Source organism: Mangrovibacter phragmitis, assembly GCF_040429585.1.
Lineage (GTDB): Bacteria > Pseudomonadota > Gammaproteobacteria > Enterobacterales > Enterobacteriaceae > Mangrovibacter > Mangrovibacter phragmitis.
Genome location: NZ_CP134782.1, coordinates 3,153,318 through 3,178,926 on the forward strand (window position 1 = coordinate 3,153,318; position 25,609 = coordinate 3,178,926).

The following is a 25,609-nucleotide window of genomic DNA, read 5'->3' on the forward strand; positions in this document are numbered from 1 at the left end:
TTCACATCACCTCACCAACAATAAATCACCATACCTCGTGGTGTACCGTGGTGAAAGCATATCGCGCTTCATCTGCCATTGCGGCTTAATACCCTGCCCGGCAAAATAAAGCGTGCCCTTCCCACTTTTTGCATTCAACTGATCAAGAGTGTTCATCAATAGCCTGCTGTTTTTGCGGGGCGCGTTCTCGTCGAACAGGTCGAGCTGAGCAACACCCTGGCTGAAAAAATCGCCGAGCATGACTCCAGCTTTTTGGTACCTGTGCCCTTCTTTCCAGATACGGTCCAGGCATTTTAACGCAGCATTAATAATGTCCCTGCTGTCCTGTGTCGGTGTCAGCAGCTTCACTGAGGCACTATTGCCGTAGTATGGCTCATTCGGGGAAAACGGCGATGTTTTAACGAACGCTGAAATAAAACGGCAGTGCTGGTGTTCCCCTCGCAATTTCTCAGCCGCGCGCGCAGCGTAATAACATATAGCCTGCCGCATCTGCTCATATTCCGTAACGCGATCACCAAAAGAACGTGAACACACTATCTCCTGCTTTTCTGGGGCAAACTCATCCAGTTCAAAGCAGGGCTCACCACGCAGTTCACGCACAGTGCGTTCAAGGACTACGTTGAAGTGTTTGCGAATAACCCTGGTGCTTTGTTCTGACAAATCAAAGGCGGTTTTAATACCCATAGCGTTGAGCTTTTTACTGATACGCCTGCCAACCCCCCATACCTCTTCCACTGGAGTCAGTGCCAGCAACCGCCGCTGGCGGTCAACATTCGACAAATCAACAACGCCCCCTGTTTGCCGCTGCCACTTTTTCGCTGCATGATTTGCCAGCTTGGCAAGCGTCTTCGTCTGCGCAATGCCCACCCCTACGGTCAGGTGAGTGTGCTTCAGCACTGTAGAACGAATTTCCTTGCCAAATTCACAGAGACTCTTGCAGTTACGGACCCCGGTCAGGTCACAAAAGGCTTCATCAATACTATAGATTTCCACGCAGGGGCTCATTTCTTCCAGTGTTGTCATCACCCGGTCAGACATATCAGCGTAAAGCTCATAATTGCTGCTGAACGCCGTAATACCGTGCCGCCGAAAAGCCTCCTTTTGCCTGAAATAGGGCTCCCCCATCACCACGAACGCCTTCGCTTCGGCGCTGCGGGAAATAACGCAGCCATCGTTATTTGAAAGCACAACTACTGGCTTCCCTTTCAGGTCTGGCCTGAATACCGTCTCGCAAGATGCGTAGAAAGAGTTTACATCGCAGAGCGCAAACATGGTTTAACTCGCCACTTTCACAATAAAAGTCACAACACCAAAAATATCGAGGATATCTTCACTGCCTGGAACAATTGGCGAATAGGCACTATTCATTGGATTAAGCTGCACGGTGGGGCGCAGTTGAAGCCGTTTAACAGTGAACTCACCTTCTACAGCCGCTATCACGATGTCACCGTGCACAGCTGTGCGTGAACTGTCGACAACAAGCAAATCACCGTCACTAATTCCCCCTTCAATCATTGAGTCGCCACTGGCTTTCACAAAATACGTGGCGCTCGGGTGTACGACCAGTAACTCATTCAGATCAATACGTTGTTCTATGTAGTCTGCGGCTGGGGATGGGAAACCGCATTGAACCATATCGCTAAATAAAGGGAGCGCAATTGCCTGGCGCAGTTCGTTTGGTGAATAAAACCGCATAATAAACTCTCTCAGGTTGATACTGGTTATACATACAGTATATACTGTGAAAATACCCAGTAAAGAGGAGTTAAAGCATGTTTGTGGAACTCGTTTATGACAAAAGGAATTTTGATGGTTTGCCGGGCGCAAGGGATATCATCCTGGGCGAATTAAGCAAGAGAGTGCAGCGTATCTTTCCGGATGCAGAAGTTCGGGTTAAACCAATGATGACACTACCCGCAATCAACACAGACGCCAGCAAGCACGAAAAGGAACAAATAAGCAGGGTTGTACAAGAGATGTTTGAAGAAGCGGATATGTGGCTTACGGATGAATAACAAGCTATACATTCAGCTTCCGCCAACACTAAGTATATGCTAAGTGTGCCAGTGTAGTTTCTCCATGGGTTGTGCAAATCCCTGCACACTTTTGGAGGAACATTATGCACCGTTATACCAAACTTTCCCTGCTGGCTCTCGCTATTGCATCGGCTGGCACTACCGCCTGGGCAGCCAAAGAGAGCGTGGCGAATGATGCCCTGGCGGTAACCAACGCCAGAATTCCACTCACTCAGGCTGTCACCGTTGCCGAACAGCATGCCAATGGCAAGGCATCACGCGCAGAGTATGAAAACTCGAAGCAAGGCTGGGTGTATGACGTGGAAGTCGTCAGCGGGACAAAGGTTTTTGATGTCCGTGTTGATGCTAATAAAGGCACGATCCTTTCATCTGCCGAGGACAAAGTGGATCACGACGACGGTCACGATGCGCAAGACTGATTGTCTGCCTGTATGGCCAAATCGCGCATAACACGCAGCCGGGCGCGGTTCCGTTGGTCAGTAATACTCTGCACCGTTACGCAGAGTATTACTGACTGTAAACGGGCACCTCGGGGAGCCCGTCAGGCGCAGGCCTCACACCTGCCTTTGTAACCAAACCAGCGCCAGCACAATATCGCCGAACAACACGCCTCGGGTAGCGCGGCATAAACAAAGTTCGCCTCATCGGCACGAGCCTGAACACCACCGCGGACAAGGGCCGCCAACCAGCAGGAGGGAACCTGTCCAAAGCCAGGACGTTGCCGGGGGGGCGACCAGAGCAGAACGTTTAAGCCCAGCGTTGCCGATGTTTGCATGTGCCCGGCAAAACACTGTCAGCGTTACCCAAACCAAACGCACTGCAAAGTTGTGATACGGACGTAGCTCTGCTGAATTCCGTTGGCAGTTTTCAAGGAAACGACTCATCCAGGAGCATAACAAATGAATACACACACTCAACACGCACTGGCCAAAGTGCCCGAAGTCACTCTGGTTTTCTGGCTCATCAAGATTGCAGCCACCACACTTGGTGAAACCGGCGGGGATGCCGTCTCGATGTCAATGAACCTCGGTTACCTGGTTAGCACAGGCATCTTTGCTGTATTCTTCCTGTCTGCTGTCTTCGCACAGATCAAGGCCAGAGACTTTAACCCGTTTTTATACTGGGCCACTATCATTGCCACCACAACAGTCGGCACGACACTGGCCGACTTCGCTGATCGCTCGCTCGGAATTGGTTACGCAGGCGGTTCGAGCTTACTGCTGGCCTTACTGCTCGGCTCGCTCCTCATCTGGCATCGCACACTCGGTTCGGTATCAGTAAGCACTATCAGCTCACCCAAAGCGGAAGCTTTCTACTGGCTGACTATCATGTTTTCCCAGACACTGGGTACGGCGCTGGGAGACTGGATGGCAGATACGGCTGGCATGGGCTATACAGGTGCGGCAGTGGTATTCAGCGGGTTGCTCGCTCTGGTTGTAGCGGCCTACTATTGGACACAGGTGTCCCGCACACTGCTGTTCTGGGCTGCGTTCATCCTGACCCGGCCGCTGGGTGCCGTAGTCGGTGATTTTCTCGACAAACCCCTTAGCGCTGGTGGTTTAGCACTCAGTCGATATTCCGCTTCAGCAGCGCTGGTGGCTTTCATGCTGACTGCAATTCTTTTGTTCAGGCAGCAGGCAGCCCGGTCAGCACATTGAAAACTGAGTCATTTGGGCCAACATGGCGAAACTCTGATGCCCTGGCAGGCAGAACATACCTGCCAGGTGTTGCGCCTGAATGCACTAAGGCTGTGTCTGAAAAATGACATCTCTGGCTTTATCAGTGTACTGATGGATCTTATCAAAATTCAGATAACAATACGTATCCGCAGTAGTGTCTGCAATCTCGGACATCCGCCGGTGATACTCTGTTGGTGAGGGAAGTTTCCCGGTCAGTGCTGCGATAGCCGCAAGTTCAGCAGAAGCAAGGTAGACATTCGCACCCGTCCCCATCCGGTTGGGAAAATTACGCGTAGAGGTTGACACTGCGGTGGCACCCTCAGCGACGCGCGCCTGATTCCCCATACACAAGGAACAGCCCGGCGATTCAATGCGGGCACCACATTTACCAAATACACTGTAGTAACCTTCCTCCATCAACTGCGATGCGTCCATACGCGTTGGCGGAGCAACCCATAGCCGGGTCGGTAAGGCTCTCTGATGTTCATCCAGCAGCTTACCGGCAGCCCGGAAATGACCGATATTAGTCATGCAGGAACCAATAAATACTTCGTCAATGCTCGTTCCCTGTACTTCTGAGAGTAAGCGGGCATCGTCAGGATCGTTTGGTGCGCAGACGATAGGTTCTTTAATCTCCGACAAATCTATCTCGATAACGGCGGCGTACTCAGCGTCAGTATCAGCTTCCAGTAATTGAGGATCAGCAAGCCACTTTTCCATTCCATGGATACGTCGCTCCAGTGTGCGTCTGTCACCGTACCCTTCTGCAATCATCCAGCGCAACAGTACAACATTCGATTGCAGGTACTTCACGACAGGCTCCAGATTCAACTTAATAGTACAACCCGCCGCCGAGCGTTCCGCAGAGGCATCTGTAAGTTCAAAAGCCTGTTCAACATTGAGTTCGGACAACCCTTCTATCTCCAGAATTCGGCCTGAGAAGATATTTTTTTTCCCTTTTTTCTCAACGCTCAACAACCCCTGCTGGATAGCGTAATACGGAATAGCATGAACCAAATCGCGTAAAGTGATGCCCGGTTGCATAGTTCCTTTAAAGCGTACCAGCACCGATTCAGGCATATCGAGCGGCATAACGCCCGTTGCAGCAGCAAATGCTACCAGACCTGAGCCCGCAGGCAGGGAAAGCCCAATAGGGAAACGCGTATGCGAATCACCTCCTGTCCCCACAGTATCGGGCAGCAACATCCGGTTGAGCCAGGAATGAATAACACCATCCCCCGGGCGCAATGAGACACCGCCACGGTTCATGATGAAAGTCGGTAAGGTCTGTTGCATTTGAACATCGACACGCTTCGGATACGCTGAGGTGTGACAAAAAGACTGCATCACCAGATCGGCCGAAAAACCGAGGCAGGCAAGATCCTTAAGTTCATCTCGCGTCATTGGCCCCGTAGTATCCTGGGATCCCACTGACGTCATTTTTGGTTCGCAATAACACCCAGGACGCACTCCCCGTAAACCACAAGCTCGTCCCACTATTTTTTGAGCAAGCGTAAATCCGCGCTGGCCAGTTGCCACTTCTTTAGCCTGCCGAAAAACATCACTTGCTGGCAGACCCAGGGATTCACGGGCTTTGGCAGTCAGGCTTCGCCCAATACTTAGTGAAATTCGCCCGCCGGCACGCACTTCATCCAGTAACACATCCGTTTTAAGCGTAAACGTGGCGATTAACTCCCCTCCTTGATGTTGGCGAATCTCCCCTTGGTATGGATAGATATCGATTACATCGCCCATATTCAGGCGAGTCACATCCACTTCTATTGGTAATGCTCCCGCATCTTCCATGGTATTAAAAAAGATTGGCGCAATTTTCCCGGCCAGCACTATGCCACCAGCCCGCTTGTTGGGAACAAACGGGATGTCATTACCCATATGCCAGAGCACAGAGTTAGCGGCAGACTTGCGCGAAGAACCGGTACCCACCACATCGCCCACATAGGCCAGAGGAAATCCCTTATTCTTTAACTCTGCTATCTGCGTAACAGGCCCCACTACCCCTGGTTCATCCGGCACAATGCCCTCGCGTGCATTTTTCAGCATGGCCTGCGCATGAAGCGGAATATCGGGCCGAGACCAGGCATCCGGTGCCGGGGAGAGATCGTCGGTGTTAGTTTCACCCGTAACTTTAAAAACCGTTACAGTGATTTTTTCAGGGATGGATGGTCGGCAGAGAAACCATTGTGCATCGGCCCACGCCTGAAGCACCTGCCGTGCAAAGGTATTTCCCGCTTTTGCTTTCTCTTCAACGGAATAGAAACTATCAAACATCAGCAGTGTCTGCGATAACGCACTGGTGGCGATCGGTGCCAGTTGCGGCACGTCCAGTGCCGCAATCAACGGTTCAATGTTGTAACCGCCCTGCATCGTCCCCAGAAGTTCGACTGCTTTTTGCGGTGATACCAATGGAGAAATTGCTTCGCCTTTCGCGATTGCAGCCAGAAATTCGGCTTTAACACAAGCAGCATCATCAACACCAGGCGGAACACAATGCGCGAGCAAATGTAATAATAAAGTCTCTTCGCCCACGGGTGGATTTTTCAGAAGCTCAGTCAGTGAGTTCATTTGGTGTTGATTCAGCGGCAGAGGAGGAATATGTTGAGCCGCACGCCCGGCCTGCGCCTGGCAATAATCATTTAACACAATTAAATTCCTTATGAATAATGCGAGGGATCTACCCCGAATCGCTACGCCTGAATTGACGCCAGCACCCAGGAAACAGAAAGTAGATCCGCACTCCCACCCGGGCTAAGATTGCGGGAGATGAGGATCTTATCCATTGCGCAGAGATCGTGGCGCGCCCAGCCATTTTTTAACAATTCAGCGGCATAGTTCTGCACAAATGCCAGTCCATCAGGCCCACCACGCGACACCAAATTACTGTCAGGATTGACAGCCATTAGTCTGAGCAGCGCGCTGTGAAGCTGTCGTACTTCTGTTTCCTGATACCAGAACGGCAACACATGATGACGGACAGTAGCAAAACCACTTTCGGCCTCACCTCTTGCGCCGCGCAGCCCATAGCGACGAAATAGTCTTTCACCTGCTGTTGTCATTTCTTTTTCATTACGGCCCACCAGCTCACCGGCTACCAGGCCCTGGCACATTTTGCTAACTTCATCGCACAGCCTCTCATGGCTAAACCATTGCCCTTGCGCCTGTAAACGTCCCGCAGCAAAGCAAAGTAACCCGAGAGAAAAAACACCGCCCTTGTGGGTATTAACTCCCCCCGTCGCGGCAAACATGGCCTGCTCGCAGGCTATGCCTAAAGGACGCAGCAGCTGTAATTGTTGATCCACAGGCAAATGTGCATAGTGCCCTCCCTGGTCTGCAAACACCCGAAACCAGGGCGAAATCGCGGTGATACTCTTCTGGAACAAACGGTAATCCATGTCTCTATGCGAACCGTTGTTGTCTTTGTCGACCAACCCCGGCTTCGGCGTTAGCTCCAGTTCCCGAAGCAGCGCCTCTTCAGCCAGGGCTGCAACATCAGGAAAAATCCATTTAGTCGCGGGCAAACCAGTCATCGATCATAGCCTCCACACACGCGATCACTTGCTCTGGCGAATGCTGGCGGGAGCGGCTACAGGCATGAGCAGGTTCATCGCACAGCAAGCAGCGACGCATCTCGCGCCCTAAGGCTTTACGGCCAATAGCCCCTTGTTGTGGACAAATCACATCGATATCCCACAGTCGTCCCAGTGGATGCGTTTGTTCAAGCAGAGTACTGAGCGCTTTCACTTCGCTGGCGTCATGGTCCACGCACCACATTGCTTCTGGCCCTGTGGGTAGCCACAGCACCTGGCGATCCAAGACGCGCCATCGTTGCTGCCACAGCAGTTGATCGCAGGCCTGCAGCGCCACCCCCATAGTATTGCGATAACGAATGCTATCCTTCACAACCCCTGGCGTAACCAGGGTCAGCGAAATCACTGTTCTACGGTAGTGGGTCAGCCAGCCTGTCTGTCGCTCAGCACGATTGTCTCTCGCGCTGAGCAGCGCATCCAGGCTGACACCTGCTTTCACAGGCGTCGCGATAGTCATGCTTCTGCTTCCTTAACCTGGTAGACGACATCAATCACGCTGCCATCGCGGTAACGGATAACCCCGACAATTTTATCGGTGAACGCAATCGGTTCTGGCACGCCAGTCAGAGAAATAGCGCGCTGGTATAATTCCTCAATCGCCACCACATTCAGCCCCGCTTTTTCCAGACGCTCACGAATCTCCGGGCGGGCGGGATTTACCGCGATCCCATGGTCAGTGACCAGCACATCAATGCTTTCCCCAGGCGTTAAACGCGTGGTAACGCGTTTCACTACGGTAGGAATACGGCTACGCAGCAACGGTGCGACCACTATCGTCAGGTTAGCAGCGGCGGCGACATCACAATGCCCACCGGAAGCACCGCGCATCACGCCGTCCGATCCGGTAATAACATTGACATTAAATTCAACATCAATTTCCAGAGCACTGAGGATAACTACATCCAACTGATCGCAGCAGGCAGCTTTGCTGCCCGGATTGGCATACACATTGGTTGAAATTTCAATATGATTAGGGTTGCGCACCAGTGAGGCGGCGGCCTGGCTGTCAAAACACTGGGTATCAAGCAGTTTTTCTATCAACCCTTTTTCATGAAGATCGACCAGGCTACCGGTAATACCGCCAAGCGCAAAGCTCGCCTTGACACCATTACGGTCCATTTTCTCTTCCATGAAGCGAGTGCAGGCCGTTGCAGCAGCACCAGATCCAGTTTGCATCGAGAAACCATTTTTGAAGTAACCGGAATGCTCTATGACCTCAGCAGCCTGGCGGGCAATCATCAGTTCACGCGGGTTACTGGTGACACGGGCGGCACCGGTACTAATTTTGTCAGGGTCACCAACACTATCCACCTGCACAATATAATCGACCTGGTCCTGGCCCAGACTGGCGGGCATATTTGGAAATGGCACCACTTTTTCGGTCAGCACCACCACTTTATGCGCAAACTGCGCATCCACCATTGCATAGCCAAGCGAACCACAACATGCCGGGCCTCCTGTGCCATTGGCGTTGCCAAATTCATCACTGCACGGCACGCCCAGGAAGGCAACATCAATATTTAACTCCCCATCTTGCAACAATTTAACGCGGCCGCCGTGGGAATGAATTTGCACTGGTTCATCCATCAGGCCATGAGAAACCGCTTCCGCCAGTTTGCCGCGCATTCCTGAAGTAAAGATACGGGAGATAACGTTGTTGCGAATATGCTCAATGAGTTCGTCATTACAGGTCATCAGCGAACTGGACGCCAGTGTCAGGTTTTTGAAACCCATCGCAGCCAGTTGTGACACAACGCGATTAATCACCCGATCCCCTTCACGGAAAGCATGATGAAAAGAGATGGTCATTCCATCACGCAGCCCACTGCGTTCAATTGCCTCAACCAGAGAAGAACACAACTTGCGTTGATGCTTACTGTCGATGTCATCCAGCCACGGGGTTGCCGTGTGCGCACGTTCGAAAGGTTTCAGATTCAGGTGAGGAAACTGTTTATGAAGATGTTCTGTTTGATTCATGATGTTGTCCTTAGCGGCGCACGCCAGAAGCAGCGGCACGCTCCAGTACCATTTGAGCGTGATTAATTATCGGGGCATCAACCATTTTTCCGTTCAGCGACACAACCCCCAACCCATTGCGAGCCCCCTCTTGTGCGGCTTCAATGACTTGAGATGCATGATCCACTTCCTGCTGGGTCGGCGCGTAAGCGTTATGCAGCAACTCAATTTGCCGGGGGTTAATCAATGACTTACCGTTAAAGCCCATCTTGCGGATCTGCTCCACTTCGCGAAGAAAGCCAGCCTCATCGTTAACGTCAGACCAGACAACATCAAATGCATCAATGCCGGCTGCCCGGGCAGCGTGAAGTACCGCGCAACGCGCGTAAAACAGTTCCGTGCCGTCACCTCGCTCTGTTTGCATGTCCATCACATAGTCAAATGCCGCCAGAGCAATACCAATCAAGCGCTTTGAACTACGCGCAATCGCAACCGCATTAATAACGCCAATCGCTGATTCAATGGCGGCCATCACTTTGGTTGATCCAGGCTCACGGCCACAGTCAGCTTCAATACGTTCCAGATGGCCTTCCAACTGATAAATATCTTCAGGTGTGTCAGTTTTCGGCAAGCGAATCACATCAACACCGGCGCGAACCACCGCTTCCAGATCAGCAAGACCAAAAGGCGTATTCAGCGGATTGATGCGCACCACAGTTTCAATCCCCTGATACATCGGGTGTTGAAGCGCATGGAATACCAGCAGACGAGCGGTGTCCTTCTCACGCAACGCCACGGCATCTTCAAGATCGAACATGATAGAGTCCGGGTGATAAATAAATGCAGTAGAAAGCATGGCGGCATTGGCTCCCGGCAGGAACAACATACTGCGACGGAGTTTTTTCATTTCAGTTTTTCCCAGTCAATATCCTGCACATCTGCTGCGCGGAGAATGGCACTTTGTAAACGTGCGCGGATCACACAATCCAGTGCACCTTTGTCATCAATCATGATCAAACCTTCACGAACATCGACTTTGCGCAGCGTATCTGTCACAACCCGTCGGATCTGTTCGCCAAATTGCTTAATCACTTCGCTGTTAATAATGATTTCCAGCTCACCATTTGCGGGAGCGATTTTAACCATCAGGTCGCTGGACTCCATCGTTCCTGCCAGCGCCTCCTTCACAATCTTCATATTCTCGTCCTGGTATTAAGCCACTACTATCTTCGCCGCCGCATAGCGAGCGACAAGGTGTGTAAAAGTTGTCTCCGGAACGATGTCCCGAAGACGAGAAAATTGTTCTGTCTTCAGTAAACGGCGAACTTCTGAAGCAGATATAGCCTGTCCGTCTGCTTTAATACGCGGTAATTCCACCACGGTGATATACCCGCGCAGAAGGCTGTGCAGCTTCTGGTTGTATTGTCGGGTTATCTTGCAAAAAGGTTCGGATCCCACAAAACGGTGTGTGATCCCTAATGCTGGCGCTATTGCATCGCGGAAAATCAGGACATCAATCTCACTCCATGCACGCTGAACTTTCCCGGTATCTTTCAGAAAATAGGCAGGAAAGGTGGCCCGTGAAATCACGTAGTCCGAACCTGGGTGCACGGTTACATTTGGCAACCCCGAGACGCCGTTCTTGACCATTGCCAGGCGATCAGCAAAAGGAATAAAAGAGGCATCTTCACGTACCACAAAAACATGAAGCCAGTCACAGCTAAAAGCAGCCTGTTCGACCAAATAGCGATGCCCTTTAGTAAAAGGGTTCGCGTTCATCACAATAGCGCCAATATGTGTACCGGGTTGTCTGAATGCGGACAGGCTCTGACAGTAACGCTGAATCCCCCGTGGTGTGTTTTCCATCAGAATCGCATTTTCGCCGCTTTGCGCCACTGGCCAGAACCCACTGCGCTGAAAGCGCTCACGATTACAGGGCCGGGTACAGAGAAACAGGTGAAAATAACCGTGGGACAGCGCCAAATTTTGTACTTCGCTGAGCAAACGTGCGCTGAGATTTTCCCCGCGTAACTTTTCACTGACGGCAACACACTTGATAACGTTGTCGACAAGCCCCGCGCAGCCTACCAATTCTCCCCCTCTGCGAGCTTCCACCATCCAGTGAATATCGCAGTCCATACCCAGCCCGCTATCAGCAAGTAGCTGACGAGCAGGCTCCGCTCGTTGAGGGTAGCGCTGGAGGTCGGTAACGCTGAAAGTGAGAGTCAGTTCTGTCATACCACACCGCCCCGGTTACAGAGATTCCGCCATTTCATATTGCGGGGCATCCATAATGATGTTGCTCAGACGTCCAATGCGTTCAATTTCAACTTCAATCCGGTCTCCCGCATACATAAAAAGCGGAGGATTGCGTTTTTTACCCACGCCGCCTGGCGACCCTGTGATGATGACATCGCCAGTGCTCAGAGAAGTAAATGTACTGATGTATTCAATAAGGTTTGCAACCCGATGGATCATACTGGCTGTCGTATCTTCCTGAACCATTTTGCCGTTAAGCCAGGTGCGGATAGCCAGCTGATGGGGATCGGGAATTTCATCCGTGGTGGTTATGCAGGGCCCGAATGCCCCGGTTTTGCGCCAGTTTTTACCAGCGGTAAACCAGCTGTGCTGCCAGTCTCTCGCAGAACCGTCCATGTAACAGCTATATCCGGCCACATGAGAAAGTGCGACATCCGCACGAATATGTTCGCCGCCCTTGCCAATAATGACCGCCAGTTCGCCTTCATAGTCGAACTCACTGGAAAGACGTGGCTTCAGTACTGGTGTGTTATGCCCAGTTTGTGAATCAGGGAAACGCACAAACAGTGTGGGTGCCGGATTATGCTGATCAAATTCTTTGCGTTTATCGGCATAGTTCATACCAACGCAAAGAATTTTACCGGGCTCATCAATGACCGGCAAAAACTGAACGTCGTTTTCGCTTAAATCCACAGGTGCCCGACTATATTGCTGGGCAATACTAATAAAACTAGCAGCCAAAAAATCTTTCAGCGTGGGATATATATTTCCGATACGGCTTTCAAGGTCAATAATTCCCGCATCGGTATAAATACCGTAGCTTTTACGCCCTGCATGAATGTAATTTGCCAGTTTCATATGAATACCTTTATTTTCCTCGCTGTACACCTGATGCCCGCACAGCGAGTTACGTAAACAATATCTATTTATTCTCAGCTGCAACCAGAGCAGTTTTAGACTTATGGGTTGCATCCATCCAGGTTGCCACTAAAGCACCGATGGCTAATAAAATAACAATTAAAACAGTCATTCCTTTCCAGCCGGTAAAGTGGAAAACAAAGCCATTGATAAAACCAACTGTAGCTCCGCCCATATAATAGAAGAACAAATACAGCGCAACAGCCTGGGCACGAGCATGAGATGCATTTTTACTTACCCAGCTCAGCCCTACGGAATGGCAACCAAAAAAACATGCGGTGAAGATGACAGAACCAGCAATAAAGACATACACATTTGGCATTAACGTTAACAACATCCCGATAGCCATTGTTATCAGCAATGCACGCAATACTTTCATGCTGCCATATTTTATAGATAACTTTCCTGCTTGTGGCGCAGTAAAGAAGCTCAGAGCAAAACTAAATGATAACAGTCCAGCATGGACTGGTGAGATATGAAAAGGCTCACCTTTCAGGAAAAAGGCAAGATAATTGTACAGAGAAGTAAACACCCCAAAAATAATAAATCCGATCACAAATGCCATTGCAAGATTCTTATTTTTAAAGTGCACAACACCTTCTTTAACAATTTTTAACACATTCAGACTCGGTGTCGGTGTGAAGTTTTTCGATGCGGGTAACAAAAGAGAAACTACCACCGAGGCAATAAGTAAACAAACACCAAAACCGTAGAAGATAGCATCAAGAGATACATTCCCCATTAACTGGCTTGCCACGATACGACCAGACATACCGCCAATTGAATTGCCAAACACAAAATACCCCGTCACCACACCGGCAACCACAGGAGCAACTTCTTCACTAATATAAGCAGTGGCCGCAGCGGCAATCCCACACAATGCCAAACCTGTTGTCGCCTGAATAAGTACCAATGCGGTCCAGGAGTGCACCAACGGACATAGCAATGTCAACATGCCCCCCAAAACTAGCGAGCCTATGATTAACTGCTTTCTGCCAAAATAATCTGCCAACGAACCGGTGAAAAGCAGACCTACTGCCATAAATGCAGTTTTGGCTGACAAAATAATACTTACATGTTGTACCGGAACATGGTAGTTAATAGATAATTCCGGCATCAATGGTTGAATGAAGAACAACGAGGCCAGTTCAATCAACCCCGATAATGCCATAGCTATTGTTATACGAATAGACTTAGCGCTCATCACGCTTTCACTTCCAGTTGCATTATTATTAGCCATAGGGTCCTCGGCTTAATTATTTCATAGGTAGGGTTTCACATTTTAAAATAGTATTGTGTGAATTCGGATAATAAATTAAACAGTTTCAGTTAAGGCCACATCGGGTATACACACGTTACCTTCAAATAACTTGCGTGTAGTTCTGATGACAGCGGCCCGCGTATCTTCTATTTCACTGCCACGAAGCAGAGAAACGGAAATTTTTCCACTTGGATGTTCAATATCAACAATTTCAGTATGTTCGTAAACAGAGTTATTATTAGTAATTTTATTCGCTACTGTCCCTGGAATAATCGTCGCAGTAGAAATTCCAATAGAACCGGTGATAGCCAGGGATTTATGGCAATTATGTGGCATAAAGTATCTGACTTTTATCGTCCCACCCGCAGTTGGCGAGCTCAGTAATACTGGTTTAGGGATAACCATGCCCGATACATCTCCAAATCCCATCGCCAACCCAGCTTTACAACGCAGGTTTTCCAGTTGAGTCATAAAAGCTTTGTCAGCATCCAGCTCAGCCGGTAATTCATTGCCTGTTTTATTCAGACTTCGTGCATCAATCAATACCATAGGCATTGCCATATCGATGCAAGTCACCTCAACACCATCAATTATGTCAACAACATTCCCTGTTGGAAGTAATTTCCCGGTTTTACAACCAGCGGAATTTAAAAAAGTCAGGCTGAGCGGTGCAGCCTTACCCGGCACGCCATCAATATGGGTATCTCCTTCATAACTGACCCGGCCGCCTGGTGTCTGCACCTGAACATCAATAAAGGTATTGGTGTTCACGTTACGCACACGAACCGTTGTGACCGAATTCTGGGCTGCGACTAACCCTTTTTCAATGGCGAACGGCCCGACAGCGCACAACATATTACCGCAGTTGGGCATCGTATCTACGCGTCGTTCTTTGACCATGACCTGCGCAAATAAATAATCAATATCGGCATCCGGGCTTGCTGATTTACTGACGATAGCCACTTTACTGGTTTGCGGACTTCCGCCACCAATACCGTCTATTTCCAGCTCATGCCCGGCCCCCATCAACGCTAACAAAACAGCATCGCGTGCTTTGGTATCGGCAGGCAGATCGCTGGCCAGAATCACAGGGCCTTTTGATGTGCCACCGCGCATTAATACGCAAGGAATTTGGAACATGTTGAGTTTCTCTGCTTAGGTGCTAATCATTGGCAGGAAGTGTTCCACAGACGAATAGATACTTCTAATGCCAAAAAAACAGCGATTCATGCGTTTTGCGTATTAATAAAATATCCATTAGAGTTTGTTGTATAACCACAACAGGAATAATGAGAAATGCTCCATGAGCTCCAGGGTATTCAAGCCTTTGTAAAAATTGCAGAAATTGGTTGTTTTACCACTGCATCACAGGTTTTACATGTTTCACAACCTGCATTAACAAGAAGAGTAAAGAAGCTGGAGGAAAATCTGGGTACGCCGTTATTTGAGCGAACCACACGACGAGTAAAATTGACTGCGGTAGGTCGTAGTTTTTTACCCAAGGCTAAGAATTTACTAGATTTTTATGAATCATCCATTTTTGGCATAAAAGAAATGGCGACTCATCAAAGTGGGATGATAACGATTTCCTGCCTGCCGACAGCAGCCTTCTATTTTTTACCTTCGGTAATTAAAGATTACAACAATCTCTACCCAAATATTCGGTTTCGTATTCTTGAGCACGGTGCCAATGATTGTCTTGAGGCCGTACTAAATGGTGATGCTGATTTCGGCATAAATATGATAAACATCACACATTCAAATATCGACTTCACCCCACTGGTAAATGAGCCGTTTGTTTTAGCCTGCAGAAATGATCATGAACTGGCAAAAAAGGAACTCATTAGCTGGAATGAATTGTCTGATGCAAAATTGATTGGGGTACGCCGATCGAGTGGCAACCGATTATTGATAGATAGCGCACTGGAATCATTAGAGTGGAAGCCAAACTGGTTTTACGAAGTCAGACATCTGTCCACATCGCTAGGTATGGTTGAAGCAGGTCTTGGCGTTGCAGTCGTGCCGAAACTTGCGATGCCCATGGAAGAACATCACACTCTCGTCAGTCGTCCCCTGGTTGATCCGGTGATAAGAAGAACGCTTGGACTGGTTCTCAAAAGAGGCAATACGATGAGCACAGCGGCGGAAAAATTCAGGGAAATGCTTCTCCACTTGTGGTCGGAAGAGGAGAAAAACCTTTGGATTGGCGGAGTCTGAAAAAAGCGGGGCGAGCAGACCCCGCGAGAACTGACACAGCACAATGAGTCAATACTGAACCCGCAGCCGCAGGCAGGGCAGTTCATTGCTATCAGCCAGAAGCCACAAACCCGCATCGCCCAAATGCCGTAATAAAAAGCTTAAACTGGCTGAACCCATCCATGTTGCCGCTGCCAATAAATCAACCTCAGTGTTGCAGGCCAGGGATGCACCGCCACCAAAACAGTACGATTACCGCCGCCTTCCCTTCGCCACTGAAGCCGACCAGTTGAACTCACTCACTTCACTCTCTTTCAGTGATTCAGGTTTCTTGCGGCGCACCGGTTTTTTCTTCATTTTTTCAGCCTGCGCTTTCTCTTTTTCCAGCTTCACAGACATCACCTGTTGCCGGGCCTCGGCAGTCAGCTCTTTCTCTTTCTTGCCATCCGGCTCTTTGCCAGTGCGCTCGCGGTATTTCTGTATCAACCCTTGCAGCGTGTCCTCAACCACCAGGCGTTCATCGGCACTGAACTGGTCGATAGAAATCATTTTTGTGTCTTTCATAGGATAGCGTCCGTTGGCAAGTTAAGTTCTCAGTGTACAGTAATCCCCATAACGGTAACTGATGCTATCGCAAATAAATTCAAGCCAGAGTGCAGGCATTTCACCTGGGCAGTAATGGCGCTAATGGGTAAGTTAACCACACTGTGCGGAAATAAATGCCGTGCTTTGTTCAAATGACCAGGGCAGCTATGCAACCTGGTCAATATTTATTCAATTCATTGATTTATAATAAATAAAATTCCAGCCAGCATAAAATAACCTGCTGGCAGAGGTATAATACCCGCATTAACAGGCGTTACTCTCCCTGGCGTGAATAAAACCGTCATGCAACCGGTAGTAACGGCGATAAATCACACTGCTTGCCAGCATCAAAATCGTCGGCAAACCAATCATCATGAACTCCAGCCCCACAATGGTAGCAGGAGCCTGTTCAACGCCGGGCTGGTAACCCACTACCGACAACCCGATACCAACGATAAACCCACCCGCTGCACCAGCGAATTTCACCAGCATGGTTTGAACTGAAAAAATAACACTTTCACTCCGACGCCCAGTCTTACTTTCCCCGTAGTCAACAACATCGGCCAGCATTACTGTCTGGAGTGCGTTTGCAATCCCTACACCAAATTTAATTGCAGCTCCAGCCAGCCCAATAAGCAAAACATTCGCTGGTGAAATTATTCCCATCGCAAACAAGAGCAGGCAGGACAAAACAGGGAAGCCGCAGGCCATAAACCACAAATGCTTACGCGGGAAAAAAGAAGCTATCCGGGGGAACAGAAACACACCAGCAACCTCAGCGGCACCAGCCACCATCATATAAACCGGGAATAATTCCGCATTACCAATCGCATAAGAGAAATAATAAATAGCAAACCCGCCAACTAACAAGTTGGCTATCTGAAAAAACAATACAGAACCGATTAACGCTTTCAGTTGATCATTTTTACCAATGATATTAAAAACATCTTTAAAATTAAATTTTTCTGCTGATTCATCTGGCTCAGCTTTGATTGTTTCTTTTACATTTCGCGCAATTAAAAATGCACTCATAATAAACATCACCGCAATCAGCAAAGCAACATTTAAAAAACCGTCGCCCTGGTCACCTTTGCCCAATTTGCCGACAATATGTAAACCATAAGCCCCAGTGATAAACCAGGCCAGGCTGGCAAACAAACGGGGCCATACCACAAACTTTTCACGTTCCCGGCGGGATGCAGACAATGCAGGGATCATTGACCAGTAAGGGATATCCATAATGGTATAAGTCAACCCCCACAGAATGTAAGCCGCTGCGGCATAGATATAAAGTGTGGTACCTTCGAAAAGGTGAGTACTGAACAGGCCAATAAATACCACAGCATTCAAAAGGGTACCAATGACAATCCATGGCCGAAACTTACCGTATTTTGAACGTGTATTATCCACAATCATACCCATAACAGGATCTGTAATAGCATCAATAATACGTGCTGCTAAAAAAACCGTCCCGACAAAAGCGGCAGATAACCCTGCTACATCGGTAAAGTAAAACATCAAAAAAATATAAACAGGTGCACAAGGGAAGGTGCGAACAAGTCCCTGATATGAGATCATGTTTGTCATCTGGAGCCATGAAAAAGGGTTCATCATGAGTCATCAGCTCACCTTCGCCGACAGTGAATTCAGCAGTAAGCGCCGTCAGACCAGAAAAGAGATTTTCTTGTCCCGCATGGAGCAGATTCTGCCATGGCAAAACATGGTGGAAGTCATCGAGCCGTTTTATCCCAAGGCTGGTAATGGCCGGCGACCTTATCCGCTGGAAACCATGCTACGCATTCACTGCATGCAGCATTGGTACAACCTGAGCGATGGCGCGATGGAAGATGCTCTGTACGAAATCGCCTCCATGCGTCTGTTTGCCCGGTTATCCCTGGATAGCGCCTTGCCGGACCGCACCACCATCATGAATTTCCGCCACCTGCTGGAGCAGCATCAACTGGCCCGCCAATTGTTCAAGACCATCAATCGCTGGCTGGCCGAAGCAGGCGTCATGATGACTCAAGGCACCTTGGTCGATGCTACCATCATTGAGGCACCCAGCTCGACCAAGAACAAAGAGCAGCAACGCGATCCGCAGATGCATCAGACCAAGAAAGGCAATCAGTGGCACTTTGGCATGAAGGCCCACATTGGTGTCGATGCCAAGAGTGGCCTGACCCACAGCCTAGTCACCACCGCGGCCAACGAGCATGACCTCAATCAGCTGGGTAATCTGCTGCATGGAGAGGAGCAATTTGTCTCAGCCGATGCCGGCTACCAAGGGGCGCCACAGCGCGAGGAGCTGGCCGAGGTGGATGTGGACTGGCTGATCGCCGAGCGCCCCGGCAAGGTAAGAACCTTGAAACAGCATCCACGCAAGAACAAAACGGCCATCAACATCGAATACATGAAAGCCAGCATCCGGGCCAAGGTGGAGCACCCATTTCGCATCATCAAGCGACAGTTCGGCTTCGTGAAAGCCAGATACAAGGGGTTGCTGAAAAACGATAACCAACTGGCGATGTTATTCACGCTGGCCAACCTGTTTCGGGCGGACCAAATGATACGTCAGTGGGAGAGATCTCACTAAAAACTGGGAATAACGCCTTAAATGGCGAAGAAACGGTCTAAATAGGCTGATTCAAGGCATTTACGGGAGAAAAAACGGCTCAAACATGAAGAAATGAAATGACTGAGTCAGCCGAGAAGAATTTCCCCGCTTATTCGCACCTTCCCAAGCAAAGTCCTTCCCTAATGCACCAAGACCATATGATAATTTAGTTTGCAGAGTAATCCCTTCTGACATATGCATTCCTCAATACAGGTACTCATTTTCTTTTAGCCAAAACACCAGATAATGATGTTTCACCATGGTTAATCAGATACCAATATTAACTCCCTGCTTTTTTATTACTGTGACCGATCCCCTCTCTGTGGAAACGCTTACATTTGAAATCTAAAAATGAGAGATTGCGCTTTTTTTTAACCCATCGGCCAGGAAGAAAAATAAGTTTTGGCTATCAAATATTGGTAATAGATTGCCAGTACCTGCAAAGGGTGGCGGCAGCAATAATTGCGGGCCAGTATTCCTTTTATTCACACCATTATGTCTGCACTGATGCCTGTCATGTTACCGACACAGCCCCTGGCTACACTGCCAGGGCCGCACACACAAAAATGAGCACATAACCAGAATGAAACCCGTTAAACTCGCAACAACCTTTATTGACCCCAGTGTACGCATGCGTGAATGCCAAACCGGCCAGCAATGCGAAATTCTGGCTGCAACCACCATGGAATACAGCACATTAGGGGATTTTTCATATATTGGTGAGTATTGTACCGTTGCCGATGCGGCAATAGGGAAATTCACGGCGATTGCCAACCAGGTACGAATTGGGGCACCCAATCACCCAATGTCCAGGCCAGCTCAGCACCGCATCACCTACTGCCCGGAGTACTATTCTCCGCACGCAGAACGAGACCATGCATTCTTTGCCCGCCGCCGCGCCGCGACGGTCATTATTGGTAATGATGTCTGGATTGGTCATGGCGCCATTGTGCTGCCGGGTGTCACTATTGGTGATGGCGCAGTTATTGCCGCCGGAGCGGTTGTCAGCAAAGATGTGGCGGCTTATACCGTGGTGGGTGGCGTTCCGGCCAAAGTTATTCGCTCGCGCTTTGCCCCGGAAACGGCACAACAGTTACAACAAATAGCCTGGTGGAACTGGCCGCTGGATACCATTATTGAGCATCTGGCAGACTTTCAGAGTGAAAATATTGAAGCATTCTGTGCTAAGTGGCAGGCGTAAAACCAGAGCCAGTTCAACGCATTCCCCAGAGGTATCCAGTAAACCCGATGATTGAATTAGGGTTTATTCCTAATGCATCACAGATTTCATTACGCCATACTCCTGAATACTCATGTACTGATCATGTTTAGTGAGGAAGTGATGAAAAAAACAGTGATGGCATTCTCTGCGCTTTTGCTGGCATCTCCCGTTTTTGCCGCAACAACACACGCAACTGACGAAACCGTTGCCGCGGCACACGAGGGTGCAGATACCGCGAAGGAAAAACTGCATCAGGCACAAGACAAGGGCGATGAGCTGAAGCTTAAATCCAAACATGCCGCTGAAGGCAAAAGTGACACGCTGAGCAGCAAAGTCAGCGAAGATTCGCAAAAAGCCTGGAATAAAACCAAAGAGGGTACCGAAAAAGGCTGGGATGCCACTAAAGAAGGTGCGGAAAAAGGCTGGGATAAAACCAAAGCCACCACCGAGAAAGGTTGGGACGCAACCAAAGAAGGTGCCGAAAAAGGGTGGGATGCCACCAAAAACGGCGCGGAAAAACTGAAAAAGAAAATCAGTGAATAACCCGGTTACTCTCTGAGTCCCCTGATGGCCGCGAACGGCGTTCTGGCATACAGAATATAGCGGCCTTCAGGGCTTAGCCCTTTCCCCCGCTTCACAAAACCCCGCTTTTCATAAAACTGGCAGGCTGTAATATTAGCCACGAGGCATTTCAGCGAAAGTGTCTCGCCCACTTCACACAAGCAGTGTTCCAGTAATGCAGTGCCCACCCCCATATGCTGGCAAGCAGGTGAAACATACAAATGATGAAGAAAAGTATCTGGCAGCCATACAGCAGCAAACCCGGCAACCGAACCAGAAAGGCGGGCAACAAATACCTGTTCGCCAGTAATTAACTGCGCGAACTCACTGTCGGTGTAGTGTTTACTGGTAAATACATCACCTTCTGCTCGTGCCTGGTTAAATAACTGGCATAACTCAGGTAAATCAGCTTTTCCGGCAATCGTTATTTCTGTTCTGTCCATAAAAATCTCACTGATTATCACTTCCATTAATAACATTGAGCCAGAGCCCAACACAAGACACAAACCAGAAAAGTATGTCGCAAAACCACCTGGCTTGTGCCTGTTTTTGGGCTTTTTCTGGCACCGTAAGCCAGAGCCAGGCCGCAGACACCCCCCTCCAAAACCAGCGCTAAAGGGCGTAATTTCATTATTTACCCTTAGCAGCATGGTTCATTAAAGGATATAACTTATATCAGACTTTCCTAATACACTGAAATTTCACTGCAGTAGAAGCCATATAATACAGACTGGTCGCTACAAATATTCAGCACCCGTTGTTCTTAAGTTTGCAGTAAGATAAATGTTTTATGCCAAAGGACAGAGAAACAGCAATGACGATACTGTATGTAGTGACATTAACATATATCAAACCTCTGGAAGAGGTTGATGCCCATATTCCGGCACATATTGAATGGTTGAAACAGGGTTATGCCGATGGGGTATTTCTGGCATCAGGCCGTCAGGTTCCCCGGGTGGGTGGTGTTATTCTGGCACAGTGTGCCAGCAAAGAATTACTCCTTGAAAGATTGCGCCACGATCCCTTTTCCCAAAATAACCTGGTAGAAACGGTCATTACTGCTTTCGAACCCAGCATGTGCGCAGAGGCACTAAAAACACTGTTGTAATAACACAGGCGAAGCGGGCAATTGCCCTGCCTCGCCTGCCGGGCTAATGGTGAGCAAACCATTGCGCCACTTTTTCACGCTCAGGCACACCACCGCTATGCACTACTTTGCCATCCATCACCACGCCAGGCGTACGTAAAATGCCATAGCGGGCAATTTCTTCAATGGCATCCACTTTTTCCAGTTGAATGGTTTCCCCGGCATCAAAGGCAACCTCTTCAATCACCTGACAGGTCTTGCGGCAATTAGCACATCCGGAACCTAACACCTTGATGTTTTTCATCTGTTATCTCCTGTTAAAACAGTGCATTAAATACATAACCGACTAATACAATCCCACAGGCAACCACGCCCGTGAATGTGGCAATTAAGCGCAGTTTCAGCACTTTGCGTAAAATCACCATTTCAGGAAGTGACAAGGCCGTAACACTCATCATAAAGGCCAGTACCGTGCCTAATGCTGCACCTTTGGCGAGTAAGGCCTGAACCACAGGCAGGATCCCTGCCGCATTGGCATACATCGGTACGCCCGCTGCCACTGCGAGAGGGATGGACCACCAGGCCTGTTTCCCCATGATGCTCACCATCATGTTTTCTGGCACATAACCATGAATCAGAGCGCCAGCAGCTATCCCCGCCAAAATGAAAGGCCAGACTCGCCCTACGATTTCTCGCACAGCCCGGGCTCCTTGTTTAATCAATTCAACCAGCAGGAATGTTTCACGGGCCATGTGGGTATCAACGCGGGGCATCTCCCGCACCCAGTCTTCGAGATAAAGTGTCATATTGAGCTTGCCAATAACCCAGCCACTGACCATGGCAACAGCCAGGCCCATCACTAAATACAGCAGTGCAATTTGCCAGCCAAACAGGCCAAACAATAAAACCAGCGCTACTTCGTTAACCATGGGTGCTGCAATGAGAAAGGAAAATGTCACCCCAAGTGGGATCCCTGCCTGCACAAACCCAATAAACAACGGAACCGCAGAGCAGGAGCAGAAAGGTGTCACCACACCCAGCAATGCGGCCAGAATATGTGAACCAATCACACCGGGCCGTGCGAGCACCGCACGGGTTCTCTCTGGCGTGAAATAACTGTTCACCATCCCCATCACAAACACCACCCCGGTCAGTAACAGCAACACTTTGGGCGTATCGTAGAGGAAAAATTGCAGCGCCTGCCCTGCCGGGCTGCGCTGGTCAACAGGCAATAACGAAAGCAGTGCTACAGAAAGCGGATACAGCAGGCTATACAGCGCCACCCACACCACACCGCCCACCAGCAGCACAATGGCAGGCCAGCGCAGCAACGCGCGCTGTAACAACACTGAATGGCACATTTTTCTCTCCTCATTCTGGCTTCCTGGTAAGAAGACGCAGCAGAGCAGAAAAGGATGCAGATTATTTTATTAAGGAAGAGGATGCATCGCGTGGAACAAACTGGCATACAGCGCCGGTTGGGTCGGTCTGTACCTGGCACTTTTTACGCATCAACTGGTACAAACGCTGCCGGGCTCGTAACAAGCGGGATTTCGCAGCAGGAAGCGATAACTGATGTGTTACGGCATATTCGGCAACCGTCATCCCTTGCAGGTCGCAATAGCGAACGATATCGCTGTCCGCTTCCGCCAGTTCGCTGAGCACCCGAGGCAGGCATTGTTGAGCCAGTTGGTCAATTACCGCCTTGTCCACGGCTTCCGGGGCGGCAGGTTCACCTTCCACAACCTGCTCCAGCGGGATAAAGTGCCTGCCACGCCGGTATGTATCGGCCAGGTAATGGCGCGCAACCTGATAAAACCAGGCACGCGGGTTTTGTACCGTACAGAAATTTTCCTGGGTGGAAAGCGCTCGAAGAAAGACTTCCTGCATCACATCATCCACACTGGTTTGTGCAGGCAGCCGCGCCAACAACCAGCGGCGAAGCTCATTCGCAACACTGCCCCATGACGCAGTAAGGCATGGTGGAACACAACGTTGGACGCAGGGCATAGCGCATCTCTTCAACACTCAGGGTGATAGCAGAATACGGTCAGGATAAATGGCAAACTGTTCAGCTACACGCATTCCTGCCATTTTTCCCCACTCACAGTACAACAGTTGCTCAGGTGCACAAAAACTGAAAAAATGTGATCTTATTTGCATAGAAATGGCAGAGCTTGCAATGGGCATTGCATTTTCCAGGTGTTCACCCGGCCCGGCAGTTCACCGCACCTTTCAGGCATTCACAACAGAGGTTACCAGGGAGCAATCTCACTTGAATGTGTCTGTTTACCTTACAAAGAAGTGGTTATTCAGGAAGCGGGACAATTAATAAAACAGTTAAGAGCGTTATAAGCAAGGTATAAGAAAAACGAAACCCCGGAACCAGCCGGGGTTTGTTATATCTGCCAGTAAAGCCTGCCAGAACTATGTTTCAATGCTACCTGTCAGTACAAAGAACCACCACCCACCGGGCGGGTTTTAAAACGGCGGTGCACCCACAGATACTGTTCCGGCGCACGCAGTATTTCCTGTTCAATAACCCGGTTCATGTAACTGGCTGCCGCCTGGTCTTCCTGTGGATAGTCTGTCATTGCAGGGCTGATATACAACCGGTAGCCTTTACCGGCTGCTTTACGCACCATGGTAATGGTTAGCATGGATGCGTGAGATAACCTCGACAGTACATAGGTACCATTTGTTGTGGCGGCGTCAGGTACGGAGAAAAACGGGGCAAACAGGCTGCCTTTAGGGCCGTAATCCTGATCCGGAGCAAACCACACTGCTTCACCGCTCTTCAGCGCAGCCACCAGTCCTTTCAGATTGCGCCTGTCAATCATAGCCTTATTCGAACGCAGACGGCCTTTGGTTTGCACCCATTCCATTACCGCACAGTTGTGAGGGCGGTAAGTCGCCATCATCGGGCGGCATAACCCCATCACCCGGCCACCGAGCTCAAGAGACATAAAGTGCACACCCACCGCCATAACACCATTGCCGCGTTCCAGAGCAGCAGCTAAGTGCCCGTAGCCATCCACATCAAACCACTTGCGCACACGGGCATCAGGCCAAAACCAGGCCATACCGGTTTCAACTAAGCCCATTCCCAGGGAAACAAAGTTATTTTCAACCAGCTTTTCACGCTCAGACTGAGCCATATTGGGGAAGCACAATTCAATATTACGCCGGGCGATACGTTCGCGGCGTTTTAAAAATGGGCGAGAAGCCCGGCCCAAAGCGCTACCGATTCTAACCAGAACAGGGTATGGCAACTGAACCAGCACCCAAAGGGCACCCAGACCAAACCAGAGCGACCAATAGCGTGGATGAAGAAATGAACGACAGAAACCTGAAGACATTTGTTTTTTCCTGATAAAAGTGCGTTTAAAACTGGTAACGCGTAAGGCAAAAACGAATTTCTTCATCTGTCTTTATGCGGTACGTCCACAGAGATTATTTTCCCACCTGGAAATAATTCCTGCCAGTGACTACGTCTTTCCGGTGCCTAAAGTAACTGACAAACATCATGTTGACTATGGTATGCAGATAATATTTTTTGTAAAGAAAGAGGAGGGGAAATGTGCCTGCGGTTATTGCCTGTTCTTACAGGCTTTTTTTTCCATTTTTTGG

General features: G+C 49.4%; 27 protein-coding genes. 8 read left to right on the forward strand and 19 right to left on the reverse strand.

The window, feature by feature from the left end; translation table 11 throughout:
* Positions 1–6: 6 nt before the first annotated feature.
* Both MPHASIOC01_RS15255 and MPHASIOC01_RS15260 read right to left on the reverse strand, forming a co-directional pair.
* Entirely contained in the window at positions 7–1,272 is a 1,266-nt protein-coding gene (locus tag MPHASIOC01_RS15255) for a Y-family DNA polymerase (RefSeq protein WP_353612870.1), read from the reverse strand.
* 3 nt (positions 1,273–1,275) lie between these two features.
* A complete protein-coding gene (locus tag MPHASIOC01_RS15260) occupies positions 1,276–1,695 on the reverse strand; it encodes a translesion error-prone DNA polymerase V autoproteolytic subunit (protein WP_064600792.1) in 420 nt (139 codons plus the stop codon).
* A 77-nt stretch (positions 1,696–1,772) separates the two neighbouring features.
* Here MPHASIOC01_RS15260 and MPHASIOC01_RS15265 point away from each other — a divergent pair, with 77 nt between their 5' ends.
* The 3 genes from MPHASIOC01_RS15265 (at position 1,773) to MPHASIOC01_RS15275 (ending at position 3,694) form a co-directional block, all read left to right on the forward strand.
* Positions 1,773–2,015 (forward strand): DinI family protein, encoded by a 243-nt coding sequence (locus MPHASIOC01_RS15265; RefSeq protein ID WP_353612871.1) that lies wholly within the window; start codon positions 1,773–1,775, stop codon positions 2,013–2,015.
* Between the two features lie 104 nt (positions 2,016–2,119).
* A complete protein-coding gene (locus MPHASIOC01_RS15270) occupies positions 2,120–2,455 on the forward strand; it encodes a PepSY domain-containing protein (RefSeq protein WP_353612872.1) in 336 nt (111 codons plus the stop codon).
* 480 nt (positions 2,456–2,935) lie between these two features.
* Entirely contained in the window at positions 2,936–3,694 is a 759-nt protein-coding gene (locus MPHASIOC01_RS15275) for a hypothetical protein (RefSeq protein ID WP_353612873.1), read from the forward strand.
* An 84-nt stretch (positions 3,695–3,778) separates the two neighbouring features.
* Here the strand turns inward: MPHASIOC01_RS15275 and acnB are convergent, their stop codons facing one another.
* The 10 genes from acnB to MPHASIOC01_RS15325 form a co-directional block, all read right to left on the reverse strand.
* A complete protein-coding gene (gene acnB / locus MPHASIOC01_RS15280) occupies positions 3,779–6,376 on the reverse strand; it encodes a bifunctional aconitate hydratase 2/2-methylisocitrate dehydratase (protein WP_353612874.1) in 2,598 nt (865 codons plus the stop codon).
* Between the two features lie 44 nt (positions 6,377–6,420).
* The gene (gene citG, locus MPHASIOC01_RS15285) at positions 6,421–7,260 is read right to left on the reverse strand and encodes a triphosphoribosyl-dephospho-CoA synthase CitG (RefSeq protein ID WP_064600797.1); all 840 of its coding nucleotides are present in this window, start codon (positions 7,258–7,260) and stop codon (positions 6,421–6,423) included.
* Complete coding sequence (gene citX / locus MPHASIOC01_RS15290) at positions 7,238–7,777, reverse strand: citrate lyase holo-[acyl-carrier protein] synthase (RefSeq protein ID WP_064600799.1); 540 nt, start codon at positions 7,775–7,777, stop codon at positions 7,238–7,240. Before citX ends, citG begins: the two co-directional genes overlap by 23 nt.
* Entirely contained in the window at positions 7,774–9,297 is a 1,524-nt protein-coding gene (gene citF / locus MPHASIOC01_RS15295; protein ID WP_064600801.1) for a citrate lyase subunit alpha, read from the reverse strand. The genes citX and citF overlap by 4 nt, the downstream gene beginning before the upstream one ends.
* Positions 9,298–9,307: 10 nt before the next feature.
* A complete protein-coding gene (gene citE / locus MPHASIOC01_RS15300) occupies positions 9,308–10,183 on the reverse strand; it encodes a citrate (pro-3S)-lyase subunit beta (RefSeq protein ID WP_064600803.1) in 876 nt (291 codons plus the stop codon).
* Complete coding sequence (gene citD / locus MPHASIOC01_RS15305) at positions 10,180–10,473, reverse strand: citrate lyase acyl carrier protein (RefSeq protein WP_064600805.1); 294 nt, start codon at positions 10,471–10,473, stop codon at positions 10,180–10,182. Before citD ends, citE begins: the two co-directional genes overlap by 4 nt.
* Before the next feature lie 15 nt (positions 10,474–10,488).
* On the reverse strand, positions 10,489–11,514 hold the full coding sequence (citC, locus tag MPHASIOC01_RS15310) for a [citrate (pro-3S)-lyase] ligase (RefSeq protein ID WP_353612875.1): 1,026 nt from the start codon (positions 11,512–11,514) through the stop codon (positions 10,489–10,491).
* A 15-nt stretch (positions 11,515–11,529) separates the two neighbouring features.
* Entirely contained in the window at positions 11,530–12,393 is an 864-nt protein-coding gene (locus tag MPHASIOC01_RS15315) for a fumarylacetoacetate hydrolase family protein (RefSeq protein WP_353612876.1), read from the reverse strand.
* Positions 12,394–12,457: 64 nt separating this feature from the next.
* The gene (locus MPHASIOC01_RS15320) at positions 12,458–13,693 is read right to left on the reverse strand and encodes an MFS transporter (RefSeq protein WP_064600810.1); all 1,236 of its coding nucleotides are present in this window, start codon (positions 13,691–13,693) and stop codon (positions 12,458–12,460) included.
* A 75-nt stretch (positions 13,694–13,768) separates the two neighbouring features.
* On the reverse strand, positions 13,769–14,854 hold the full coding sequence (locus MPHASIOC01_RS15325) for a 4-oxalomesaconate tautomerase (protein ID WP_064600812.1): 1,086 nt from the start codon (positions 14,852–14,854) through the stop codon (positions 13,769–13,771).
* Positions 14,855–15,010: 156 nt separating this feature from the next.
* Between MPHASIOC01_RS15325 and MPHASIOC01_RS15330 the strand changes: the two genes are divergently transcribed.
* The gene (locus MPHASIOC01_RS15330; RefSeq protein WP_064600814.1) at positions 15,011–15,931 is read left to right on the forward strand and encodes a LysR family transcriptional regulator; all 921 of its coding nucleotides are present in this window, start codon (positions 15,011–15,013) and stop codon (positions 15,929–15,931) included.
* Positions 15,932–16,162: 231 nt separating this feature from the next.
* Here the strand turns inward: MPHASIOC01_RS15330 and MPHASIOC01_RS15335 are convergent, their stop codons facing one another.
* Entirely contained in the window at positions 16,163–16,474 is a 312-nt protein-coding gene (locus MPHASIOC01_RS15335; protein WP_064600816.1) for a hypothetical protein, read from the reverse strand.
* Between the two features lie 285 nt (positions 16,475–16,759).
* Positions 16,760–18,109, reverse strand: coding sequence for a melibiose:sodium transporter MelB (melB, locus tag MPHASIOC01_RS15340; RefSeq protein WP_353612877.1), 1,350 nt, complete (start codon positions 18,107–18,109; stop codon positions 16,760–16,762).
* Between melB and MPHASIOC01_RS15345 the strand changes: the two genes are divergently transcribed.
* The 3 genes from MPHASIOC01_RS15345 to MPHASIOC01_RS15355 all read left to right on the forward strand — a co-directional run bounded on the left by MPHASIOC01_RS15345 (position 18,108) and on the right by MPHASIOC01_RS15355 (position 20,874).
* Complete coding sequence (locus MPHASIOC01_RS15345) at positions 18,108–19,088, forward strand: IS5-like element IS5 family transposase (protein WP_026141915.1); 981 nt, start codon at positions 18,108–18,110, stop codon at positions 19,086–19,088. The two genes, melB and MPHASIOC01_RS15345, sit on opposite strands and share 2 nt — an antisense overlap.
* Before the next feature lie 604 nt (positions 19,089–19,692).
* Complete coding sequence (locus MPHASIOC01_RS15350; protein WP_064600822.1) at positions 19,693–20,310, forward strand: DapH/DapD/GlmU-related protein; 618 nt, start codon at positions 19,693–19,695, stop codon at positions 20,308–20,310.
* Positions 20,311–20,451: 141 nt separating this feature from the next.
* Positions 20,452–20,874 carry a hypothetical protein gene (locus MPHASIOC01_RS15355; RefSeq protein WP_064600824.1) on the forward strand — a complete coding sequence of 141 codons (423 nt, stop codon included), beginning with the start codon at positions 20,452–20,454 and terminating at the stop codon, positions 20,872–20,874.
* 5 nt (positions 20,875–20,879) lie between these two features.
* Here MPHASIOC01_RS15355 and MPHASIOC01_RS15360 read toward each other — a convergent pair whose 3' ends face one another.
* Positions 20,880–21,335 (reverse strand): GNAT family N-acetyltransferase, encoded by a 456-nt coding sequence (locus MPHASIOC01_RS15360; RefSeq protein WP_064601014.1) that lies wholly within the window; start codon positions 21,333–21,335, stop codon positions 20,880–20,882.
* 371 nt (positions 21,336–21,706) lie between these two features.
* On the opposite strand from MPHASIOC01_RS15360, the gene MPHASIOC01_RS15365 reads away from it, so the two are divergent.
* Positions 21,707–22,000 carry a YciI family protein gene (locus MPHASIOC01_RS15365; protein WP_064600826.1) on the forward strand — a complete coding sequence of 98 codons (294 nt, stop codon included), beginning with the start codon at positions 21,707–21,709 and terminating at the stop codon, positions 21,998–22,000.
* Between the two features lie 43 nt (positions 22,001–22,043).
* Here MPHASIOC01_RS15365 and MPHASIOC01_RS15370 read toward each other — a convergent pair whose 3' ends face one another.
* The 4 genes from MPHASIOC01_RS15370 to lpxP form a co-directional block, all read right to left on the reverse strand.
* Positions 22,044–22,283, reverse strand: coding sequence for a thioredoxin family protein (locus MPHASIOC01_RS15370; RefSeq protein WP_064600828.1), 240 nt, complete (start codon positions 22,281–22,283; stop codon positions 22,044–22,046).
* 13 nt (positions 22,284–22,296) lie between these two features.
* Positions 22,297–23,340 (reverse strand): permease, encoded by a 1,044-nt coding sequence (locus tag MPHASIOC01_RS15375; protein WP_064600830.1) that lies wholly within the window; start codon positions 23,338–23,340, stop codon positions 22,297–22,299.
* A 61-nt stretch (positions 23,341–23,401) separates the two neighbouring features.
* Complete coding sequence (locus tag MPHASIOC01_RS15380) at positions 23,402–23,989, reverse strand: sigma-70 family RNA polymerase sigma factor (RefSeq protein WP_353612878.1); 588 nt, start codon at positions 23,987–23,989, stop codon at positions 23,402–23,404.
* Positions 23,990–24,426: 437 nt separating this feature from the next.
* On the reverse strand, positions 24,427–25,338 hold the full coding sequence (gene lpxP, locus MPHASIOC01_RS15385) for a kdo(2)-lipid IV(A) palmitoleoyltransferase (protein ID WP_064600834.1): 912 nt from the start codon (positions 25,336–25,338) through the stop codon (positions 24,427–24,429).
* Between the last annotated feature and the right edge of the window lie 271 nt (positions 25,339–25,609).

Excerpts from the sequence above, each read along its gene's own strand:
- MPHASIOC01_RS15255 (WP_353612870.1), bottom strand. The coding sequence starts at position 1,272 with ATGTTTGCGCTCTGCGATGTAAACTCTTTCTACGCATCTTGCGAGACG.
- MPHASIOC01_RS15260 (WP_064600792.1), bottom strand. The coding sequence starts at position 1,695 with ATGCGGTTTTATTCACCAAACGAACTGCGCCAGGCAATTGCGCTCCCT.
- MPHASIOC01_RS15265 (WP_353612871.1), top strand. The coding sequence starts at position 1,773 with ATGTTTGTGGAACTCGTTTATGACAAAAGGAATTTTGATGGTTTGCCG.
- MPHASIOC01_RS15270 (WP_353612872.1), top strand. The coding sequence starts at position 2,120 with ATGCACCGTTATACCAAACTTTCCCTGCTGGCTCTCGCTATTGCATCG.
- MPHASIOC01_RS15275 (WP_353612873.1), top strand. The coding sequence starts at position 2,936 with ATGAATACACACACTCAACACGCACTGGCCAAAGTGCCCGAAGTCACT.
- citG (WP_064600797.1), bottom strand. The coding sequence starts at position 7,260 with ATGACTGGTTTGCCCGCGACTAAATGGATTTTTCCTGATGTTGCAGCC.
- citX (WP_064600799.1), bottom strand. The coding sequence starts at position 7,777 with ATGACTATCGCGACGCCTGTGAAAGCAGGTGTCAGCCTGGATGCGCTG.
- citF (WP_064600801.1), bottom strand. The coding sequence starts at position 9,297 with ATGAATCAAACAGAACATCTTCATAAACAGTTTCCTCACCTGAATCTG.
- citE (WP_064600803.1), bottom strand. The coding sequence starts at position 10,183 with ATGAAAAAACTCCGTCGCAGTATGTTGTTCCTGCCGGGAGCCAATGCC.
- citD (WP_064600805.1), bottom strand. The coding sequence starts at position 10,473 with ATGAAGATTGTGAAGGAGGCGCTGGCAGGAACGATGGAGTCCAGCGAC.
- citC (WP_353612875.1), bottom strand. The coding sequence starts at position 11,514 with ATGACAGAACTGACTCTCACTTTCAGCGTTACCGACCTCCAGCGCTAC.
- MPHASIOC01_RS15315 (WP_353612876.1), bottom strand. The coding sequence starts at position 12,393 with ATGAAACTGGCAAATTACATTCATGCAGGGCGTAAAAGCTACGGTATT.
- MPHASIOC01_RS15320 (WP_064600810.1), bottom strand. The coding sequence starts at position 13,693 with ATGGCTAATAATAATGCAACTGGAAGTGAAAGCGTGATGAGCGCTAAG.
- MPHASIOC01_RS15325 (WP_064600812.1), bottom strand. The coding sequence starts at position 14,854 with ATGTTCCAAATTCCTTGCGTATTAATGCGCGGTGGCACATCAAAAGGC.
- MPHASIOC01_RS15330 (WP_064600814.1), top strand. The coding sequence starts at position 15,011 with ATGCTCCATGAGCTCCAGGGTATTCAAGCCTTTGTAAAAATTGCAGAA.
- MPHASIOC01_RS15335 (WP_064600816.1), bottom strand. The coding sequence starts at position 16,474 with ATGAAAGACACAAAAATGATTTCTATCGACCAGTTCAGTGCCGATGAA.
- MPHASIOC01_RS15345 (WP_026141915.1), top strand. The coding sequence starts at position 18,108 with ATGAGTCATCAGCTCACCTTCGCCGACAGTGAATTCAGCAGTAAGCGC.
- melB (WP_353612877.1), bottom strand. The coding sequence starts at position 18,109 with ATGATGAACCCTTTTTCATGGCTCCAGATGACAAACATGATCTCATAT.
- MPHASIOC01_RS15350 (WP_064600822.1), top strand. The coding sequence starts at position 19,693 with ATGAAACCCGTTAAACTCGCAACAACCTTTATTGACCCCAGTGTACGC.
- MPHASIOC01_RS15355 (WP_064600824.1), top strand. The coding sequence starts at position 20,452 with ATGAAAAAAACAGTGATGGCATTCTCTGCGCTTTTGCTGGCATCTCCC.
- MPHASIOC01_RS15360 (WP_064601014.1), bottom strand. The coding sequence starts at position 21,335 with ATGGACAGAACAGAAATAACGATTGCCGGAAAAGCTGATTTACCTGAG.
- MPHASIOC01_RS15365 (WP_064600826.1), top strand. The coding sequence starts at position 21,707 with ATGACGATACTGTATGTAGTGACATTAACATATATCAAACCTCTGGAA.
- MPHASIOC01_RS15370 (WP_064600828.1), bottom strand. The coding sequence starts at position 22,283 with ATGAAAAACATCAAGGTGTTAGGTTCCGGATGTGCTAATTGCCGCAAG.
- MPHASIOC01_RS15375 (WP_064600830.1), bottom strand. The coding sequence starts at position 23,340 with ATGTGCCATTCAGTGTTGTTACAGCGCGCGTTGCTGCGCTGGCCTGCC.
- MPHASIOC01_RS15380 (WP_353612878.1), bottom strand. The coding sequence starts at position 23,989 with ATGCCCTGCGTCCAACGTTGTGTTCCACCATGCCTTACTGCGTCATGG.
- lpxP (WP_064600834.1), bottom strand. The coding sequence starts at position 25,338 with ATGTCTTCAGGTTTCTGTCGTTCATTTCTTCATCCACGCTATTGGTCG.